This window comes from Geomonas sp. Red32 (assembly GCF_023652955.1).
Taxonomy (GTDB): Bacteria; Desulfobacterota; Desulfuromonadia; order Geobacterales; family Geobacteraceae; genus Geomonas.
In genome coordinates this window covers 1575355-1593803 of sequence record NZ_JAKLOY010000001.1, presented here as the reverse complement: position 1 = coordinate 1593803, position 18449 = coordinate 1575355, and the positions used below count along the sequence as shown (strand labels likewise).

The 18449-nt window shown below is 63.9% G+C and carries 19 protein-coding genes; 14 read left to right on the top strand and 5 right to left on the bottom strand.

Translation table 11 applies throughout. The features are described from left to right. The first annotated feature begins 29 nt into the window (after window positions 1–29). The 14 genes from L4X63_RS06900 (at window position 30) to L4X63_RS06835 (ending at window position 11900) form a co-directional block, all read left to right on the top strand. Window positions 30–383, top strand: a complete 354-nt coding sequence (locus tag L4X63_RS06900) for a VOC family protein (RefSeq protein ID WP_250677843.1) — start codon at window positions 30–32, stop codon at window positions 381–383. A 4-nt stretch (window positions 384–387) separates the two neighbouring features. Further along, a complete protein-coding gene (locus L4X63_RS06895; protein WP_250677842.1) occupies window positions 388–855 on the top strand; it encodes a WbuC family cupin fold metalloprotein in 468 nt (155 codons plus the stop codon). Continuing rightward, window positions 852–1442 (top strand): SH3 domain-containing protein, encoded by a 591-nt coding sequence (locus tag L4X63_RS06890; RefSeq protein ID WP_250677841.1) that lies wholly within the window; start codon window positions 852–854, stop codon window positions 1440–1442. The genes L4X63_RS06895 and L4X63_RS06890 overlap by 4 nt, the downstream gene beginning before the upstream one ends. Window positions 1443–1660: 218 nt before the next feature. Continuing rightward, window positions 1661–2965: a pyridoxal phosphate-dependent aminotransferase gene (locus L4X63_RS06885; RefSeq protein WP_250677840.1), complete on the top strand. Its 1305-nt coding sequence runs from the start codon at window positions 1661–1663 to the stop codon at window positions 2963–2965. Window positions 2966–3187: 222 nt separating this feature from the next. Then, window positions 3188–4024 carry a CheR family methyltransferase gene (locus L4X63_RS06880; protein WP_250677839.1) on the top strand — a complete coding sequence of 279 codons (837 nt, stop codon included), beginning with the start codon at window positions 3188–3190 and terminating at the stop codon, window positions 4022–4024. Between the two features lie 36 nt (window positions 4025–4060). Then, on the top strand, window positions 4061–5383 hold the full coding sequence (locus L4X63_RS06875) for a methyl-accepting chemotaxis protein (protein WP_250677838.1): 1323 nt from the start codon (window positions 4061–4063) through the stop codon (window positions 5381–5383). Next, a complete protein-coding gene (locus tag L4X63_RS06870) occupies window positions 5383–5808 on the top strand; it encodes a chemotaxis protein CheW (protein WP_250677893.1) in 426 nt (141 codons plus the stop codon). The genes L4X63_RS06875 and L4X63_RS06870 overlap by 1 nt, the downstream gene beginning before the upstream one ends. A gap of 20 nt (window positions 5809–5828) precedes the next feature. Further along, the gene (locus L4X63_RS06865) at window positions 5829–6194 is read left to right on the top strand and encodes a response regulator (RefSeq protein ID WP_250677837.1); all 366 of its coding nucleotides are present in this window, start codon (window positions 5829–5831) and stop codon (window positions 6192–6194) included. Between the two features lie 10 nt (window positions 6195–6204). Beyond that, window positions 6205–7905: a chemotaxis protein CheA gene (locus tag L4X63_RS06860; RefSeq protein WP_250677836.1), complete on the top strand. Its 1701-nt coding sequence runs from the start codon at window positions 6205–6207 to the stop codon at window positions 7903–7905. Between the two features lie 22 nt (window positions 7906–7927). Then, the gene (locus L4X63_RS06855; RefSeq protein ID WP_250677835.1) at window positions 7928–8524 is read left to right on the top strand and encodes a chemotaxis protein CheC; all 597 of its coding nucleotides are present in this window, start codon (window positions 7928–7930) and stop codon (window positions 8522–8524) included. A 189-nt stretch (window positions 8525–8713) separates the two neighbouring features. Next, a complete protein-coding gene (locus tag L4X63_RS06850; protein ID WP_250677834.1) occupies window positions 8714–9424 on the top strand; it encodes a LolA family protein in 711 nt (236 codons plus the stop codon). Window positions 9425–9560: 136 nt separating this feature from the next. Further along, the gene (locus tag L4X63_RS06845) at window positions 9561–10046 is read left to right on the top strand and encodes a YajQ family cyclic di-GMP-binding protein (RefSeq protein WP_250677833.1); all 486 of its coding nucleotides are present in this window, start codon (window positions 9561–9563) and stop codon (window positions 10044–10046) included. A 3-nt stretch (window positions 10047–10049) separates the two neighbouring features. Next, a complete protein-coding gene (gene rimO / locus L4X63_RS06840; protein WP_250677832.1) occupies window positions 10050–11408 on the top strand; it encodes a 30S ribosomal protein S12 methylthiotransferase RimO in 1359 nt (452 codons plus the stop codon). A gap of 72 nt (window positions 11409–11480) precedes the next feature. Continuing rightward, window positions 11481–11900 (top strand): TraR/DksA family transcriptional regulator, encoded by a 420-nt coding sequence (locus L4X63_RS06835; RefSeq protein WP_250677831.1) that lies wholly within the window; start codon window positions 11481–11483, stop codon window positions 11898–11900. Between the two features lie 86 nt (window positions 11901–11986). Here L4X63_RS06835 and L4X63_RS06830 read toward each other — a convergent pair whose 3' ends face one another. From L4X63_RS06830 to L4X63_RS06810, 5 genes are all read right to left on the bottom strand, one after another. Beyond that, window positions 11987–12997, bottom strand: coding sequence for a 4Fe-4S binding protein (locus L4X63_RS06830; protein ID WP_250677830.1), 1011 nt, complete (start codon window positions 12995–12997; stop codon window positions 11987–11989). Window positions 12998–13215: 218 nt separating this feature from the next. Then, a complete protein-coding gene (ttcA, locus tag L4X63_RS06825) occupies window positions 13216–13977 on the bottom strand; it encodes a tRNA 2-thiocytidine(32) synthetase TtcA (RefSeq protein ID WP_250677829.1) in 762 nt (253 codons plus the stop codon). After that, window positions 13978–14676, bottom strand: a complete 699-nt coding sequence (locus L4X63_RS06820; protein ID WP_250677828.1) for a ferredoxin-like domain-containing protein — start codon at window positions 14674–14676, stop codon at window positions 13978–13980. It lies immediately after the preceding gene. Between the two features lie 178 nt (window positions 14677–14854). Beyond that, window positions 14855–16672, bottom strand: coding sequence for a bifunctional homocysteine S-methyltransferase/methylenetetrahydrofolate reductase (locus tag L4X63_RS06815; protein ID WP_250677827.1), 1818 nt, complete (start codon window positions 16670–16672; stop codon window positions 14855–14857). Between the two features lies 1 nt (window position 16673). Beyond that, on the bottom strand, window positions 16674–18314 hold the full coding sequence (locus L4X63_RS06810; protein ID WP_250677826.1) for a putative manganese-dependent inorganic diphosphatase: 1641 nt from the start codon (window positions 18312–18314) through the stop codon (window positions 16674–16676). Between the last annotated feature and the right edge of the window lie 135 nt (window positions 18315–18449).

The window sequence follows — 18449 nt, the reverse complement described above, 5'->3', positions numbered from 1 at the left end:
GTCACAACATACCATCTCAGGCGGTCCCTATGGTAGAAAAAATTAAGAACGTAGTCGTATTCGTCAGGAATATCCCCAACGCCCGCACCTTTTACCGCGAACAACTCGGTCTGGAGCCGGGCGGGGAGACCGAATACATGATGGAATTCCTCCCCGGCCAGGGCACCACGCTCGGGATCTCGCTCGCCATGCACGAGGCGGCCCAGAAGCTGGTCGGCCGCCACACCGGGGTTACCCTCAGCGTCAAGGAGCTCGAAGAGCTCTGCCAGCGGCTCACCGCCCAGGGGGTCCGCTTCACCGAGCCCCTCGAGAAGACCCCGTGGGGGAAGATGGCGGTGGTGGCCGACCCCGACGGCAACGAGTTGGCCCTGGTGGAGATGTAGCCCGATGAAAGCGATCGAAGCTTCCGTCCTCGACGCGGTCGCCGAGGAGGCCCGCCGCTCGCCGCGGCTCCGCAAGAACCACAACCTCCATGGAAGCGACCAGAGCGCCTGCCACCGGCTCTTCAACGCCATCGAACCGGACTCCTACATCCGCCCCCACCGGCACCTCAACCCCGACAAGGACGAGACCTTCGTGCTCATCCGGGGTAAACTCGGCGTGGTGAGCTTCGACCGGGAGGGGAAGGTGACCGGCACCGCGCTCCTCGAACCGGCGGGGGCCGTCGCGGCCGACATCCCGCACGGCGAGTTCCACGGGGCGGTGTCGCTCGCGCCGGGCACCATCTTCTTCGAGGCCAAGGCGGGCCCGTACCTCCCGCTCTCCCCCGAGGAGGTGGGCACCTTCGCCCCCGCCGAAGGGACCCCCGAGGCGGCCGCCTACCTGGAAGCGCTCCGCGCCCTCTTCTCCCGATGAGACGCCCCCTCCCCGTTGCCATCCTTTTGGCCGTCCTGCTCGCCGCCCCTGCCCTGGGTGCCCTCTGGCCCCAGCGCCCCTTCGCCGGTTGCGGCGTGCTGGTGGTCGCCGAGGCCCCCGAGGGGGGTGCGGCCGACATCGTCATGTACGTGGAGCCGGGAGTGGGGAGGATGGTGGAGACCCGCTCGGACCGGCTCCCGCGGCTCGCGGGAAGCGAGAGCGAGCCGGTGCTGGCGGTGATGGCCCGCCGCGGCGGCTGGGTGCAGCTCGCCTACGACGACGCCGGGAGGACCGGCTGGGTCGAAAAGCGCCGCTCCTGGAAGTTCCTCGAGTGGCCGGAGTACCTGGCCGGCCGCGAGCTGCAGATGCTCTCCGGAGTCAGGAAGGCCGACCAGGCGGTGAAGGGTGCCCCCTCCGGCGAGGCGCTCGTGCTGGGAAGCGTGCCGCCGCTGCAGCCGGTCAGGGTGCTCAAGGCCGAGGGGCCGTGGGCGCTTCTCGACTCCCCCTCGGGATGGATAAAATGGCGCGACCGCGATGGCCGCCTCATTATCGGAACCCCGGAGGGGGACGAATTAGAAAAGCGTTGACAAGATACCCCCTCCGTGTTATTCGAAGGTCCATGCAAACTAACAGCGTTACATCCGGTGGCCCTGTCCACCGCGCAGCAGCAGCGGCCATCAACTGACAGAGCCGCCACTGCTGATTCAGAAAAACCAGATCGTTTACTGAAGGCCGTGGGGGACACCTGCGGCCTTTTTGTATATCTAAACCAAATAAACGCAAGGGTGCCTTTAGGGGGAAAGAGATGCGCAACGAGATTGTCACTCCCGGCGCGGGAGAACTGACCTACGAGATCAGGAACATCGTCACCGTGGCCGAGAAGGTGCAGCGCTTCGGCGTGAAGATCAACTGGGAGAACATCGGCGACCCGATCGTCAAGGGGGAGCAGATCCCGGCCTGGATGAAGGAGATCGTGGCGGGCGCGGCCATGGAAGACGAGACCTACGCCTACTGCCCGACCCGCGGGGTGCTGGAGACCCGCGAGTTCCTCTGCGAGCTCACCAACAAGCGGGGCGGGGCGCAGATCACCCCGGACGATATCATCTTCTTCAACGGCCTGGGGGACGCCATCGCCAAGGTCTACGGCAACCTCCGCCCGGAGAGCCGCGTGCTGATGCCGTCGCCGACCTACACCACCCACTCCATCGGCGAGGCCGCCCACGCCAACGCGAGCCCGGTCTGCTACCGGCTGAAGCCGGAAGATAACTGGTACCCGGACATGGATGACCTGGAGTGCCACGTCAAGTACAACCCCCAGATCGCCGGCATCATGATCATCAACCCGGACAACCCGACCGGGATGGTCTACCCGCCGGAGGTGCTCAAAAAGATCGTCGAGATCGCCCGCACCTACGACCTCTTCATCATCGCCGACGAGGTCTACGGCAACATCGTCTACAACGGCGAGACCACGGTCCCCATCTCCGACGTGATCGGCGACGTCCCCGCCATCGCCATGAAGGGGATCTCCAAGGAGCTCCCGTGGCCCGGCTCCCGCTGCGGCTGGATCGAGGTCTACAACGGCGACCGCGACGCCCGCTTCAAGAAGTTCGTCAACTCCATCCTCTCCACCAAGATGAACGAGGTCTGCTCGACCACGCTCCCCCAGCGCTGCCTGCCGACCATCATGAAGCACGAAAACTACCAGCTCTACCTGAACGAGCGGATCGCGCGTTACCAGAAGATGAGCAACATCACCTACGACGCCCTGAAGAAGATCCCGTCCCTGTCGGTGAACCGGACCAACGGCGCCTTCTACATGGCGGTCCCCTTCAAGGAGGGGGTCCTGAACAACACCCAGACGCTCCCCATCGAGAACGCCGAGGTGCGGGAGCTGGTGGAGAACATCGTGAACGCCCCCGGGGTCGCTCCCGACAAGCGTTTCGTCTACTACGTGCTGGCCCACACCGGCATCTGCGTGGTGCCGCTCTCCTCCTTCAACACGGGGCTGCAGGGGTTCCGCGTCACCCTGCTGGAGCGCGACGAGGCGGAGTGCCGGAGGATCTACGGCACCCTGACCGACAAGATCGCCCAGTACCTCGCCTCCTGATGCTCAAGGCCCCGCCACCCGGCGGGGCTTTTTTATTGGCGTAAGAGCGGGGAGGCGATCGGCTCATGAGGGCCCAAGGCGCGGGAGTTCATTGACTTTTCCCGGGAACCTGTGTTATGGGAACTTCATTTAAGCTGTATTCCTCATCATCGAACGGCAGAGGTTTCAGATGTCCCCCACGTCCCGAGGTGCCGGGCAGGCGGCCCTGGCCACCGGCACCCCATGCTGAGTGAGCTCTTGGCCTCCCGCGAACCCGAGATACCGCCGGAAACCTTCGAGATCATCGGCCGTATCCTCAAGGCCCGTACAGGATTCAGCCTGGACGGGTACAAGGATCAGTGCGTCAAAAGGCGCATCAACATCCGGGTCAGGGCCACCGAATCCCCTTCGGTCGAGGCCTACAGCGCCCTATTGACCGAAGACCCCGCCGAGCAGGAAAGGCTGCTCCGTACCCTCACCATCCACGTCTCCCATTTTTTCAGGAATCCCAGCACCTTCGACAAGCTTGCCGCCGAGACCCTCCCCGAGCTCCTCGCCCGCCGCTCCCCGGAGCCGGTGCGGATACTGTCGGTGGGATGCGCGGCGGGGGAAGAGCCGTACGGGATGGCCATCCTCTTGGCCGAGCGTTTCGCCGACCAGCTCGGCCGGGGGCTCTTCCAGCTGAGGGGATGCGACGTGGACCAGAACGTGCTGGCCGCAGCCCGCGCCGGGCTTTTCCACCCGGACCGGCTGAACCAGGTCTCTGCCGAGCGGCTCACCCGCTGGTTCACCGGGCAGGGGGCGCAGTACGAGCTTTGCGGGGAGATCCGCTCGCTGGTCACCTTCTACCAGGCCGACCTCAACGACGAGGTGGCCTGCCCGGAGAGCGACCTCATCCTCTGCCGCAACGTGCTCATCTACTTCGAACGGGGAAGGCAGGAGGCCATCCTCAACCGTTTCGCCGACGCCCTGGGGCCCGGCGGGATGCTGGTGCTCGGCAAGTCCGAGACCATCTTCGGCTCGGTCCGCCGTCGCTTCCGGACCGTCTGTCCGGTGGAGAGGATCTACCGGGTTCTCTAGTTCGTAAAAGCTTCACAGAAAAAGGAGCATGGCAATATGTACATCCAGATCGGCTACAAATTCATCCTCGGATTCCTGGCCGTGGTCGGAAGCACCGCCTTCGTCCCCTCCTGGGTCGGCGGTCTCGGCTACTCACCACCGGTCACCACCCTCCTCACCTACACGGTGGCGCTCACCATCGGCCTGATCCTCGGCTCTTTTTTCTCGAAAAGCTTCACCAAGAACATCTCGCTCTTGCGGGGGGCCACCGACGCCATCAGCAAGGGGGATCTCTCCAAGGACGTCCCGGTCGGCCAGCCCCGCTTCCCCGACGAGACCCACGACATGGCGGTCTCCATCAACACCATGGTGGAGAGCCTGAGGATCCTGGTCCGCCAGATCAGGGGGACCTCGGAGCGGGTTTCGGAATCCTCCCGCACCCTCTCCTCCACCGCGCTGCAGATCAACGCCTCCACCGAGGAGGTGGCCCAGGCCATCGAGCAGATCTCGCGCGGCGCCGAGAACCAGGCGGAGATGGTCACCAAGAGCTCCAAGGTGATCCACGAGATGGCCATCTCGGTCGACCTGGTTGCCCGCCGCGCCAAAGAGACCGCCAAGGCCGCCCGCGACACGAGCTTCACCGCCCAGCGCGGCGAGGAGCTCGCCAACGACTCCCTGGAGCGGATGAAGAGCTTCTTCGACTCGGTCGAGCTGATCAGCCTCCAGTTCATGGACTTAAACGGCAAGCTCCAGCAGGTCGGCAAGATCGCCGACTTCATCGTGGAGATGGCCCGCCAGACCAACCTCCTCGCCCTGAACGCCTCCATCGAGGCGGCCCGCGCCGGCGAGTACGGCAAGGGGTTCGGGGTGGTCGCCGAGGAGGTGAGAAAGCTCGCCGACGGCAGCGCCAAGAGCGCCACCGAGATCCTCGACATGATCGGCCTCGTCAAGGTGGAGAGCCACAAGCTGCAGGAGACCATCACCGAGAGCTCACGCAACGTGGTGGCGGGGAAGAAAAACATCGACACCACCGGCGACGCCTTCAAGCAGATCCTCGGCACCGTCATCGAGACCGAGCGTAAGGCCAACTCCATCGCCGACCTCTCCCAGATGCAGACCGACGGCGCCGGCAAGATGGTCTCCATGATCGACGAGATCGCCAAGGTTGCCGAGGACAATGCAGCCTCCACCCAGGAGGTCTCCGCTGCCACCGAGGAGCAGTCGGCCGCCATGCAGGAGATGGTCTACCAGACCCAGGAGCTCTCCAAGCTGGCCGAATCGCTGTTGCGGTCGGTGGAGAAATTCCAGCTGGCCGGGGAGCCCGACCCCCTCCTCGATCTCGATGAGCCGCTTCAGGCCGGCGAAGAGGTCGCGCCGTGATGGAGGAGCGCCTGCTCCTTTTCAGCGCCGGAGGCGAGCAGCTTGCCTTCCCGCTGCACGAGGTCTGCGAGGTGATGGAGCTCCAGCCGAGCTACCCGTTCCCCCGGGCCCCGCGCCACTTCGTGGGACTGATCAACTTCCACGGGAACCTCACCGCCCTGGTCGACCTCGAACGTTTCATCGGACGGGAAGGGGGCGGAAAGCACGGGAAGGTGCTGGTACTGGACACCAAGATAGCCCACCTGGCCCTGCTGGTTGACGGCGTGCGCTCCATCCTGCCGGCCGGCGCCATCCTGGGGGCCGCCCCGCTGGAGGGGGACCCGATCGCCACCGGAACGCTGGAGACCGAGCACGGGACCTTCCGCCTGCTGGCGGTGGATCGCCTGGTGGAAAGCCTGGAACAGGGGCTCAAAAAGAATTCGTAGCAACGGAGGGAGGTAGGTAGATGGCCAAGACGGTCATGATAGTGGACGACTCGCTCTTCATGCGGAAGATGCTCCGCGACATCCTGGAAGGTGAGGGATTCGAGGTCGCGGCGGAGGCTGCCGACGGCGACGAGGCGGTGACGAAATTCCGCGACTGCCGTCCGGACGTCACCACGCTCGACATCGTGATGCCCAACAAGACCGGCATCGACGCCCTGAGGGAGATCATGACGATCGACCCGGCCGCCAGGGTCGTCATGTGCTCCGCCATGGGACAGGAGACCCTCACCGCCTCGGCCACCGAGGCCGGCGCCAAGGCCTTCATTGTCAAGCCGTTCAACCCCGAGCTGGTGGCCCGGGTAGTCAGGGAAGTGGTCGAAGGCTGATTCCATGGATATGTCGCAGTACCGAAATCTCTTCCTCTCCGAGGCGAGGGAGTACCTGAAGAACATCGGCAACCAGGTGGTGGCGTTGGAGGAATCCCCCTCCGACCGTGCCTCCATCGACGGGCTCTTCAGGGCCGCCCATTCCCTCAAGGGGATGGCCGCCTCCATGGAGTACCAGGATGTGGTGGAGGTGGCCCACGGGATGGAGGACCTGATGATCAAGGTCCGCGACGGAGGGCTTCCTTTCGACGCGGGGATCGCCGATCTCCTCCTGGAGGGAACCGACCTTATCGACGGGCTCCTGAACGACGTGGCCGCCGACCTCGTGCCGCGCAGGATGGTGGGAGATTTCCCGGCCAGGGTGCGGAGCTATCAGCCGGGGGGCGCAGCGCCGCCCCAAGCCCCGGAAGGAGAAGCCCCGGGCGCCCCCCCCTCCCCGGCGGGGCAGCCCGCCGCGGCGGAAACAGCAGCGGCGCCTGAGCCGCCGGGCCCTCTGGCCACCCCGTCGGCCGCTCCGCTGGCCGCCCCACCGGCCGCCCCGCTGGCGGAACGGGAGCAGGCGGGGGAGCTGATCACCGTGCGGGTGAGGACCGAGCTCCTCGACCACCTGATCAACCTGACCGGCGAGCTGATCACCAACAAGCACCGGTTGCTGAACATCGGCCGCGAGTTGGGCTCCCCCGAGCTCGACGACGCCATCTCCGAAAACGGGAAGCTCTTGCGCTCGCTGCACGACGAGGTCATGAAGGTGCGCCTGATGCCCTTCGAGATCATCTGCGACCGCTTCCAGCGCTCGGTCCGCTCGCTCGCCAAGGGGGTCGGCAAGGAACTCCACTTCGAGCTGGAGGGGCGCGAGATCGGCCTGGACCGCGGCATTCTCGAGCAGCTGATCGACCCGCTGAACCACATACTGAGAAACGCCGTCGACCACGGTCTCGAGGGATCGCAGGAGCGGCTGGCGGCAGGCAAGACGGCCAAAGGGCTCGTGAAACTGGCGGTCTCCCGGGACCGCGACCGGGTGCTCATCACGGTAAGCGACGACGGACGCGGGATGGACCCGCAGCGGATGATCGAGGCGGCGCTCGCCAAGGGGGTCATCACCCAGGACGAGGCGGAGCGCCTCTCCCCCCGCCAGGCGCTGATGCTCTCCTGCATCCCCGGCTTCTCGACCGCCCGCGAGGTGACCGAGGTCTCCGGCCGCGGGGTCGGCATGGACGCCGTCAACGCCTCGGTTCAGAAGATGGGGGGGACCCTCATCATCGAATCGGAGCCGGGCAAGGGGAGCAGCTTCACCTTGAGGCTGCCGATGACCATCGCCATCATCCACGCCCTCATCGTCCAGTGCGGCCCGCTGAAGGTGGGGGTGCCGGTGACCTCCGTGCACCGTACGGTCGAGCTGCGGCGCGACCAGGTCGAGACCATCGGCAAGCGCCAGATCTTCTACCTCGACGAGGAGCCGGTCCAGCTCCTGAGCCTCAACCGGGTGCTCGGGCTTCCGCTGGGGCGCTTCCCGACTGGCATCGTGCCGCTCTTCGTTACCGAGGCCAAGGGGCGCCGGGTGGGGATCGTGGTGGACCGGATGCATGGCCAGCACGAGCTCTACGTGAAACCGCTGGGGAGGCCGCTTTCCAAGCTGGTCGGCCTGGCCGGCGGGGCCATCCTCGGGGACGGGGAACTGGTAACCATTCTAGACCTGGCGGACCTGCTCTGACACCCGGTCCCGGAGAGAGACGATGTCTATCCTCAAGCCTGCCGAACTGGACGCGTTGACCGAGGCATGCAACATCGGCATGGGTCATGCCGCCACCGCCCTGAGCCAGCTGATGGGGAAGGGGGTCGACATCGAGGCCCCCCGGCTGCGGCTCGTGGAGAGCGCCGCGGCCTCCGGCGTCATGGAAACCGAACCGGTGCTGGGACTCTCCCTGCAGATCCTGGGCAACGTGCGGGGGTCCATCCTGGTGCTGCTCAAGGAACGGGACGCCCGCCGGATGCTGGAACTGCTGCTCGGCAAGGATTTCCAGGGGAAGAATCTCCTATCGGAGCTCGAGGTCTCCACCTTGAAGGAGATCGGCAACATCCTCGCCTCCGCCTGCCTCAATGCGCTCGGCAACATGCTGAAGATGACCCTGCTCCCGTCCATTCCCACCCTGGTCTCCGGCCAGGCCGGGTCCATCGTCGGGGAGATGGCCGGCCAGGGGAGCCGCCAGGAGCCGGTAGTCATGGTCGATACCGTCTTCTCCATCTCCGAAGCGCTCTGCGGGGGAAGCCTGTTCCTCATGCCCGCCAAGGAGTCGCTCGCCGCCATCGTCGCCGGTCTTGGAGCCCGGTGACTCACCGCCCCGGCGCACCCCTCCCGACGCCACAAATGCCTTGCACGGTTTCCGGTTGTGTGGCAGAATTTCCGGTCAAGCTTGCGGAAGCGGCAACGGGAAATCCCCGCCGCCGTTTATACGAAACAGGAGTTCCATCACGAAGGCGACAGCGCACAGGTCGCCTTTACATCTTTTGAGAGGTGGACTATGAAAATCGCCAAGACCGTTACCCTTTCCCTGCTCGTCCTGTTGATGGGGAGCACCCTCTCGCTGGCTGCCGACCTCCCCCAGGTGGTCCGCACCCTGGAACAGGGATACGCAACCCTCCACGACCTGAAAGCCGACTTCAGCCAGAGGACCACCATCAAGGCCATGAAGCGCGAGGAGAAAGGGGGAGGCGAGCTCTACATCAAGAAGGGATCCGGCAAGGACGCCATGTTCCGCTTCGATTACACCAAGCCCAAGCAGCAGATCGTCTCCAACGGGAAGAAGGTCTGGTACTACCTTCCCGACCAGAAGCAGGTGATGGTGATGGACCTGGCCCAGCTCTTCAGGGAGGGTAACGGGGTCGCCATGAACTACCTGACCGGGCTCGGCCACGTATCGAAGGATTTCGACATCGCCTTCGCCAAGGAGTCGCGCGACCGGAAAGGGAACTACGTCCTCGAGCTCACCCCGAAGAGCAAGAACCCGGCCATGGCCAAGCTCCAGCTGGTGATCGACGGCTCCGCGGTGGAGTCCATGGTCTCCCGTGGGGAGGCGAGCACCCCCTTCCCGGTCCTCGCCTCGACGGTCATCGACCACGCAGGCAACGTGACCAGGATGGAGTACAGCGGGGTCAGAACCAACCGGGGGATCGACGCCGGCCGGTTCAACTTCAAGGTCCCCGCCGGGGTCGAGGTGGTCAAGAGCCGCTAGCCAGGCGGTAGCAGGGTAGCGCACGGCTCCCGTAACTTAATCTCCCCTTCCGATCGCCCCCCTCCCCTTCAAGGGAAGGGCATAGGCGAGGATGGGGTTGACCGATTCATACTTACTATTTGCAAGGAGGTGCCGTATGCCGTCATTCGACATCGTATCCAAGGTAGATCTGCAGGAGGTCGACAACGCCGTGAACCAGGCGGTCAAGGAGATCGCCCAGCGTTACGACTTCAAGGGAACCAAGAGCGAGGTGACCCTCGAGAAGGATGCCATCAAGGTGCTGGCCGACGACGACTACAAGCTCAAGGCCATCATCGACATCCTCCAGTCCAAGTTCGTCAAAAGGGACATCTCCCCCAAGGCGCTCCAGTACGGTAAGGCCGAGGCGGCCTCCGGCGGAATGGTGCGCCAGATGATCACCCTCCAGATGGGGATTTCCAAGGAGAAGGCCAAGGAGATCGGCCAGGTCATCAAGGATACCAAGCTGAAGGTCCAGAGCCAGATTCAGGACGACCAGGTCCGGGTGACCGGTAAGAACATCGACGATCTGCAGGAGGTCATCAAGACCCTCAAGGCGAAGGATCTCGACATCGACATGCAGTTCGTAAACTTCAGGAGCTAGAGTTTGAGCACCAAGACCAAAGAAAAAGTAAGCCTGGTGAGCCTGGGCTGCCCCAAGAACCTGGTGGATGCCGAGGTAATGCTCGGCTACCTCTCGAAGGACGAGTACGAGATCACCACCGACGAAACCCAGGCCGACATCATCATCGTCAACACCTGCTCCTTCATCAAGGAGGCCAAGCAGGAGAGTATCGACACCATCCTCGACCTGGCCGACCGCAAGCACGACGCCCGCTGCCACATGCTGATCGTGACCGGCTGTCTTCCGCAGCGCTACCAGGAGGAGCTGGTCAAGGAGCTCCCCGAGGTCGACATCTTCATCGGCACCGGGGACTACCCCCGCATCGCCGAGATCGTGGCGGAGAAGCGCAACACCGAAGGGCAGCTCTGCTACACGGGCGATCCGAACTTCGTCTACAACGACGAGCTTCCGCGCCTGCAGTCCTCGCCGCACTACACCGCCTACCTCAAGATCGCCGAGGGATGCTCCAACAACTGCGCCTACTGCGTGATCCCGGCCCTGCGCGGCGCGATGCGTTCCCGGCCGCTGCCGGTGCTCCTCGCCGAGGCGAGGCAACTGGTCGAGGGGGGCGTGAAGGAGCTCAACCTGATCGCCCAGGACATCACCGCCTACGGGCGCGACCTGGCCGACAAACCGAACCTCGAGCAACTGGTCCGCGAGCTGGCCAAGATGGAAGGGCTCAAGTGGATCCGGCTTCTCTACGCCTATCCGGACGGGGTGACCGACTCGCTGATCGAGCTCATCAAGACGGAGCCCAAGGTCTGCAAGTACCTCGACCTCCCGATCCAGCACATCGCCGACCCGGTCCTGAAGGGGATGGGGCGCCGCTCCAGCGAAGAGCAGATCCGCACCCTGATCGCGAAGCTCAGGAGCGAGATCCCCGACATCGCTATCCGCACCTCGCTGATCGTCGGCTTCCCGGGCGAGACCAACGACGACTTCAAGAAACTGCTGCAGTACGTGGAGGAGACCCGCTTCGACCGTCTCGGGGTCTTCTGCTATTCCCGCGAGGAGGGGACCCCGGCCGCCGACATGCCGGAGCAGGTCTCCGAACGGGTCAAGCGCGAGCGTCACAAGAAGCTCATGCGCACCCAGGCCAGGGTTTCCTTCAAGCACAACCGCACCCTGGTGGACAGTGAAGAAGATGTACTGGTGGAGGGATACAGCGAGGAGACCGAGCTCCTTCTGAAGGGGCGCTCGTCCAGGCAGGCGCCGGATGTGGACGGTCTCGTATACATCACGGCCGGCAACGCAAATGTAGGCGATATCGTTAGACTTAAGATCACGGACTCGTCGGACTACGACTTAATCGGAGAGATAATCGAGCCGCCTTTTGCTTGACACCTTTCCACTTTGCTGTATTATTGCGTCGCTTTGACCGACCACCCTACAAAACGGAGAGTGAATTCAAATATGACCGAAAAACCGGAAGAAATGAAAGCGATGCTCCTCAAGATGAAAGAGGAGACGCTTAAAGAAATCAATAAGACGGTGAAGTCCGGCTCCGACGTTCCGGTCAACGAGCCGAGCGGCGACATCTACGACCAGGCTTCCAGCGAACGCGACCGCGAGCTCGGCCTCCTGCTGGGTGACCGCGAGCGCGAAAAGCTTAAAAATATCGACGAGGCCCTGCTCCGTCTTGAAGAAGGTGAGTACGGCATCTGCGAAGAGTGTGAAGAGGAGATTCCCATCGGGAGGCTGAAGATCGTCCCCTTCGCCCGCCACTGCGTCAAGTGCAAGGCGGATCTCGAGAAGCAGCAGGCCCAGACCAAGCGCTTCGAAGAGGACCGCGCCTACCGCGACATCGCGCTGGGAGAAGAAGAAGAAGGGTAGCAAAACCAGTAAACGACAAAAAAGGGGACGGCCACAAGCCGCCCCCTTTTTTTATAGGTCATCGGGGTCTTATGGGACCTATGCTGTCAGTGGAAGCTCTCGATCTTCTCCGGCTGCTTCGACTTGTCGAGCTTGTAGATCAGGTCCTGGTATTCACCCCTGGTGACCGAGGTGTGCCAGTGACCGGTCGCCCGCGCCACCAGGCTGCTTCCGACGAAGACGACTACCACGAGGGCGCCGAAGACCACGCCGGGAACGACCTTCCCGTTCTTCGCCTTCAGCTTCAAAGCCTCCGGCTTCGGGCAGGCGCTCACGCAGCGCAGGCAGCCGATGCACTCCTCGGAGCAGACCCGCTCCTTCTTCATCACCTCGATGTGCGACGGGCACGCCTTGTTGCACCCACCGCAGGAAATGCAGGCGCTGGCGTTACGCTCCACCTTGACCGGGGAGAGCCGGGATACCAGGCCGAGCAGCGCGCCGTAGGGGCAGAGGAACCGGCAGAAGGGGTTTCTGAAGAAGAAGGAGAGGAAGAAGAGCGAGGTGATCACGAAGAGCCCGATGCCGCCGAGATTCAGGAAGAAATCGAGCATCTTGACGTCGGCGATCTTGTTGAAGTCGTCGGCCAGGAAGGAGTTGACGTTGTCCGGCGACATCACCACGAGAATGGCGATCAGAAAGAGCGCCATCAGGATGTACTTGATGGGGCGCAGGAGCCAGTCGAGCGGGCGCCAGACTTGGAAGTTCCTGGTCATGACCGCCTGCCCGGACTTCCAGAGTACCTCGGTGAAGGTCGAGACCGGGCAGATCCAGGAGCAGAAGGAACGCTTGAAAAAGAGGGAGACCAAAATGGCAGCCAGGAACATGACCAGCGCCGCCGGGTGGATGGTGGTGATCTTGCCGGTCACCATCCAGACCTTAAGGCTCATGAGGCCGGATATGGGGAGAAAGGCCTCCACTCCGTCGGGACGCTCAACGAAAGGGGCGTTGCTCCTGAAATGCAGGACGAACTGGTAGAAAGCCACCCCGAGGTAGAGGGAGAAGAAGAGAAAAGACCACTGGACGATTAACCTGACACGCTGAAGCCGCTTATCCGACATTAGTTTCACCTTCCATCTGAATTAGTCCCTCCCGATCAATCAATAACGGCACACCCAGCAATTGCGACTTATTATGTCGCACTCCTCCTGTAACCTCGTATCATCACCGAAAGGGAGGAGAGTCATATGGAACCGATGGTCGTAGCAGCCGTGCCGATAGTCATCTACTGCGGGTATCTGACCGTTAAGGACATCGTGGAGGATCTTCGTCAGGAGGGTTATTTCCTGGTCAAACCACGGTCCAGCAAATGGCGCGGATGGACGTTCGACAGTGCCTTCAAGAGGCTCTTCTTCACCACGGGATTTTCCCGCTCCAAGCCGGCCAGCAACTCCTTCATCCTCTTTCGCTGCAAGTCGGCCTTCCCGCAGACCGGGCAGCAGCAGCAGACCACCGGGAACCGGTTGTTGCGCGAGAACGGGATTATCTCCTGCTCCTGAACGTAGACCAGGGGCCTGATCACGGTGGTGACCCCGTTGTCGGCCAACATGCTCGGGGACATCGCCTTGAGGCTCCCCACGAAGAACTGGTTGAGGAGCAGGGTCTCGATGAAGTCATCCATGTGGTGCCCGAGCGCAAGCTTGTTGCAACCGAGCTCTTGGGCGAGCCCGTACAGGGTTCCCCGCTTGAGCCTCGCGCAGATCGAGCAGTAAGACGAATTCGGGCGCCGCTTCTCCGAGATGATGTCGTAGTGCGTGGTCTTCTCCATGTGATAGGTGAAGCCATGCTCCTTGAGATGCTCCTCGATGATGTCGGCGCGGAAGCCGCGGTAGCCGGAGTCGATATTGACCGCCACCAGCTCGTAGCGCACCGGCGCGCGCCTGCGCAGCGTCTCCAGGATGTGGAGCAGCGCGTAGGAATCCTTGCCGCCCGAGACCGCCACCGCGATCCGGTCACCCTCGGAGATGAGGTCGAAGTCGGCGATCGCCTTGCCGACCCGGTTCTTGATCCTGGTAAAGAGCTGATCCTGAACTAACGCCACTCAAGCCTCCCCATCAACCGAAGCAGCCTGGCTGCCGGCCTCTCCGAGAACGGCCTGCCGGAAGGCTTCGATCCCCATCGCCTCGACGGTCTTGCCGAGGCGCTGCTCGCTCCTGGCGTTCTTGTAGAAATCGACGACCCGCGCCACGATCTCCAATACCTTTTCCTCGCTTTGCACATCGTCGACCAGGAGATCGGCCAGCCGGGGCCTCACGCCGCCGTTGCCGCCGACCACGATCCGCCACCCCTTGGCGGTCCCGATCACGCCGATGTCCTTGGTGTGGCATTCGGCACAGGCGAGGAGGCAGCCGGAGATCCCCATCTTCATCTTGTTGGGGAGCACCATCGAGTGGTAGATGGCGTCCATCTTCAACCCGAGGGATACGGAATCCTGGACGCCGCGCTTGCACCAGGTGGTGCCGGGGCAGATCTTGACGCTCCTGACGCAGAGGCCGATGGGAGCTCCCTGCGGCTGGGCCAGCTCGCCCCAGATGGCGTCGAGATCCTCCTCCTTGGCGCCAACCATCATGATCCGCTGCGCCGAGGTGAGCTTCAGCGCGAGGCCGTACTTGTCGGCCACGTCGCAGATCTTCCGGAGGGTGGCGCTGTCGGTGAAGCCGCCCGGGAAATGGGGAGCGATGGCGTATGTTTCCCGGTCCCGCTGGATGATCGCCCCCTTCTCCAGGATGTCCTTTTTCATAATCTACTCCTTGATGAGCAATTGAATTGATGCAGGTCAAATATCAGAAAACGATGAAGCCACCTTCGAAAAAGGGGGAGTAAAGAGGATTTGGCTCTCATCGACCCAACTTCAAATCCCCCCTGTCCCCCCTTTGACAAGGGGGGGACCTTTTGGTTGGCTTTGAAAAAGTGGGGAGTCAGCGCTCCCGCTCCCGGATGAACCTGACCAGTTCGGCAGCGATGGGGTACTTGCCGAAGGGGGGGATCAGGTAGAAGCCGCCTACCTTGGAAAGCGCCGCCTCGATGAACTCCTTGGCGATGGCCAACCCTTCAGCCACCCCTTCGTCGCCGCTCTTACCGGCCATGCGTGCCCGGATGTGATCGGGAATGACGATGCCGGGGACTTCGTTATGGAGAAATTCTGCGTTTCTCCCGCTCACCAGGGGGAGCACCCCGGGAAGGACGGGGATCCCAACCTCCGCGGTCAGCTCGACCATCCGCTCCAGCACGGAGAGGTCGTAGATCGGCTGGGTCTGGGCGAAGGTAGCACCGTTGGCTACCTTCTTCACGAGCCTGCCGACCTGGACCTCCATCTTCTGCACGTTGGGGTTGAAGGCCGCCCCGACGGTAAAACCGCCCCCGGAGCCGATCGGGTTTCCCTGGGCGTTGACCCCGCGGTTGAGGTCGTTCAAGAGCTTGATGAGGGTGAAGGAGTTCAGGTCGAAGACCGAGGAAGCGCCCGCTTCTTCCCCCATGCTGACCGGGTCTCCGGTGACGGCGAGGATGGAGGTGACCCCCAGGAGGCTCGCCCCCATCAGCTCGGACTGCATACCGATCAGGTTGCGGTCGCGGCAGGTGATGTGGGCAATGACCTCGATCCCCGCCTCCCTGCGCACCAGCGACGCGAGCGCGATGGTCCCCATCCGCACCCGCGCGAGGGGATTCTCGGCCAGGTTGATGGCGTCGGCGCCGGCCTCCTTGAGGGCCCGGCTCCCTTCTACCACCTTGGAGCAGTCGAGCCCCTTGGGGGGATCGAGCTCGACGGTGATGACCATTCGCTTGCCCCACCCGGCCAGAAAGCCGGCCGGCTCGGTCCCCCTCTCCTCCCCGGGAGCTGCCGCCGGGGCCGGGACCCGCGAAGCGCGGGGGGCGGGAACCATCCCCGCGAGGCTTTTGGCCATGGCGGCAATATGCTCGGGGGTGGTGCCGCAGCAGCCGCCGATCAGCGAGGCACCGGCCGCGGCCAGTTCCCTGGCCATGGAGGCAAAGTACTCGGGAGTGGCCCGATAGATATAGCGCCCATCGAGGTACTCGGGGAAGCCGCTGTTCGGGTAGGCGGCCAGCGGAAGCGAGGTCGCGGCGGCCATCCGTTTGATGGTTGCCAACAGGGCCAGGGGACCGGCGCCGCAGTTCGCGCCCACCACGTCGGCCCCCGCGGCCTCGAGTCTCGCCACCGCGGTTTCGGCCTCGCCCCCCCCGGCGGTCCGCCCCCCCTCGCCGAAGGCGAGATTGGCCACCACCGGAAGACCGGTCTCCTTGGCCGCGGAGACGGCGACCTCCAGTTCCTCCACCTCGGCAAAGGTCTCCAGCAGCAGAAGATCGACGCCCCCCTCGGCGAGTGCCGCGCTCTGGAGCCGGAAGGCCTCCCGGACTTCCTCGCCGGAGAGCTCCCCCTTGCCGCGCCCGAGGGGCCCCATCGAGCCGGCCACCAGCACATCGCGCCCGCCGGCGGCCTGGCGCGCCAGCCGTGCCCCCTGCCGGTTGATCTCCGCCACCTTGTGACCGAGCCCGATGGCGGATAGCTTGACCGCGTTGGCACCGAAGGTGTTGGTTTCGATCACGCCGGCGCCGGCATCGAGGTACTCGCGGTGGAGTTCCAGCACCAGCTCGGGACGGACCAGGTTCAGGTGCTCGAAGTTTGCTTCCAGCGCCACGCCCTTGGCATACAGCATGGTGCCGATGGCGCCGTCGCCGACCATCACCCGGGCGGCCAATCTCTCCAGCAAGGAGGCCATATCAGTTTCCTCCCAACACCTTCAGAAGGTGCGGAACCAGCTGCTTCTTGCGGGACATGACCCCCTTCATCTCGAAGAGCTGCGGCTCGGGCTGCGGGTATCCCATGTAGCGGATGAAGCGCTCGCCCCCCTCCATCATGAAGAGGGTGCTCTCGGTGGCGATGTCGGTGACCATGAGCCCCGCCATCTCCAGGTCGTCCTTCTTGCGAAGCGCGGCAAGCGCCGCCTTGAGATCCTTCTTCATCGACTCGAACTCGCTGAAGCCGAAGACCTCCACCTGCCCTACCCCGAACTTCAATTCCCCCTGGGAGAACTGTTTGAAGTCCGAGCCGACCACCCGGTCGGGGCTCCCGTAGCCGGAAAGCGCGCCCGAGGCGGCGAAGATCTCGGCGCCGAAGGATTCGATCTCCAGCCCGGAGATGGCTGCCAACTCCGCTGCGGCGTCACGGTCGCGCTGGGTGGTGGTGGGGGACTTGAGGATCACGGTGTCGGAGAGTATCCCGGCCAAAAGCAGCGAGGCGACGTGCGGCTGCGGGGTCACCCCCTGGTCCTGATAGAGGGTGGCGACCATGGTACAGGTGCTTCCGACCGGAGCGGCCAGGAAGGTGATCGGATGGGTACTGGGCGCGTTGCCGAGCTTGTGATGGTCGATGACCTCGACGATCTCGATCTCTTCGGCGCCGGGGACCGCCTGGGAAAGCTCGTTGTGGTCGACCAGGATCAGCGCGTAGGGAAGAGGGGCCAGGAGCGAGGACTTGGTGGCCACCCCGGCCAGCGTGCCGTCCCCTTCCAGCGCCAGCACCGCCGAGACGTGCATGAGTTTCTCCCTCAGGTGGGTGAGCGGCTCCCCGACTCCCATCGTCTCGAAGGAGGCATCGGCCAATTCGCTCACCGGGGTGGAGAGCCGGATGCGGGCGACGGTGGTTGCGGTATCGAAGGGGGTGCTGAGGATGGCGACCCCGCGCTCGGCGGCGAGCTTGACCAGGTCCTCGTCCACCGGCAGCCCGCCGGTCACCACGAGAAGCCGCACGCCGCGCTCGATGGCGGCGAGCTGGATGCTGCGCCGGTCGCCGGTCACAACGACCAGGGACTCCGGTTCGAAGGGGGAGATCCGCGCCGTGAACGATTCCTCGCGCATGGCCCCCACGATGAGGTTCAGGCTCTCCACCTCGACTCCCGGCTCACCGGCGAAGAAATTCCCATTGAGGCAGGCGGATACCGTGGAGAGCGAAGCGGTGAGCTTGCGAAGCGACTCCACCCCGGTGGGAAGCGAGCACTCGGCCACCCGTAAAAGGGGGATCACCCCGACCGGGACCCCTGCGTTGTCCAGGACCGGGAGCATGCGGATATTGTTGTGATGGAACAGCTCCATCGCGGCCAGCAGCGGGGCGTCGGCCGGGACCGACACCGGGGTGCGGCAGATGACGTCGCGTACCTTGGGATGGACGTCTGCCAGGTAGAGCGGCGCCTCCAGACCGAGCCGTTTGAGGAGCCAGGTGGTCTGCGGGTTCAAAGGGCCCGCCATGGCGGCGGTCACCCGTTTTCTCCCCAGCTCCCGCTTCAATTCCGCGTACGCGATGGCCGAGGCCACCGAGTCGGTATCGGGATTCCTGTGTCCGATCACGTAGGTCTGCTTGTTCAAATAATCCTCCTAAAGGCGTTAAAGTCTTCCCACACCCGCCTGCGGCCACCCGCTCACCGGAAAGGGGCGAGGAAACGGGGAGGTGACGAAGCAGGCAGGAAGGGATGAAAATTTTTTGTCGTTTTTTTGGCCGGA

Coding starts and splice junctions, on each gene's coding strand:
- L4X63_RS06875 (WP_250677838.1), top strand. CDS start 4,061: ATGTACATCCAGATCGGCTACAAATTCATCCTCGGATTCCTGGCCGTG.
- L4X63_RS06880 (WP_250677839.1), top strand. CDS start 3,188: ATGCTGAGTGAGCTCTTGGCCTCCCGCGAACCCGAGATACCGCCGGAA.
- L4X63_RS06870 (WP_250677893.1), top strand. CDS start 5,383: ATGGAGGAGCGCCTGCTCCTTTTCAGCGCCGGAGGCGAGCAGCTTGCC.
- L4X63_RS06890 (WP_250677841.1), top strand. CDS start 852: ATGAGACGCCCCCTCCCCGTTGCCATCCTTTTGGCCGTCCTGCTCGCC.
- L4X63_RS06900 (WP_250677843.1), top strand. CDS start 30: ATGGTAGAAAAAATTAAGAACGTAGTCGTATTCGTCAGGAATATCCCC.
- L4X63_RS06835 (WP_250677831.1), top strand. CDS start 11,481: ATGACCGAAAAACCGGAAGAAATGAAAGCGATGCTCCTCAAGATGAAA.
- L4X63_RS06885 (WP_250677840.1), top strand. CDS start 1,661: ATGCGCAACGAGATTGTCACTCCCGGCGCGGGAGAACTGACCTACGAG.
- L4X63_RS06850 (WP_250677834.1), top strand. CDS start 8,714: ATGAAAATCGCCAAGACCGTTACCCTTTCCCTGCTCGTCCTGTTGATG.
- L4X63_RS06845 (WP_250677833.1), top strand. CDS start 9,561: ATGCCGTCATTCGACATCGTATCCAAGGTAGATCTGCAGGAGGTCGAC.
- L4X63_RS06820 (WP_250677828.1), bottom strand. CDS start 14,676: ATGAAAAAGGACATCCTGGAGAAGGGGGCGATCATCCAGCGGGACCGG.
- L4X63_RS06830 (WP_250677830.1), bottom strand. CDS start 12,997: ATGTCGGATAAGCGGCTTCAGCGTGTCAGGTTAATCGTCCAGTGGTCT.
- L4X63_RS06895 (WP_250677842.1), top strand. CDS start 388: ATGAAAGCGATCGAAGCTTCCGTCCTCGACGCGGTCGCCGAGGAGGCC.
- L4X63_RS06865 (WP_250677837.1), top strand. CDS start 5,829: ATGGCCAAGACGGTCATGATAGTGGACGACTCGCTCTTCATGCGGAAG.
- L4X63_RS06860 (WP_250677836.1), top strand. CDS start 6,205: ATGTCGCAGTACCGAAATCTCTTCCTCTCCGAGGCGAGGGAGTACCTG.
- L4X63_RS06855 (WP_250677835.1), top strand. CDS start 7,928: ATGTCTATCCTCAAGCCTGCCGAACTGGACGCGTTGACCGAGGCATGC.
- L4X63_RS06815 (WP_250677827.1), bottom strand. CDS start 16,672: ATGGCCTCCTTGCTGGAGAGATTGGCCGCCCGGGTGATGGTCGGCGAC.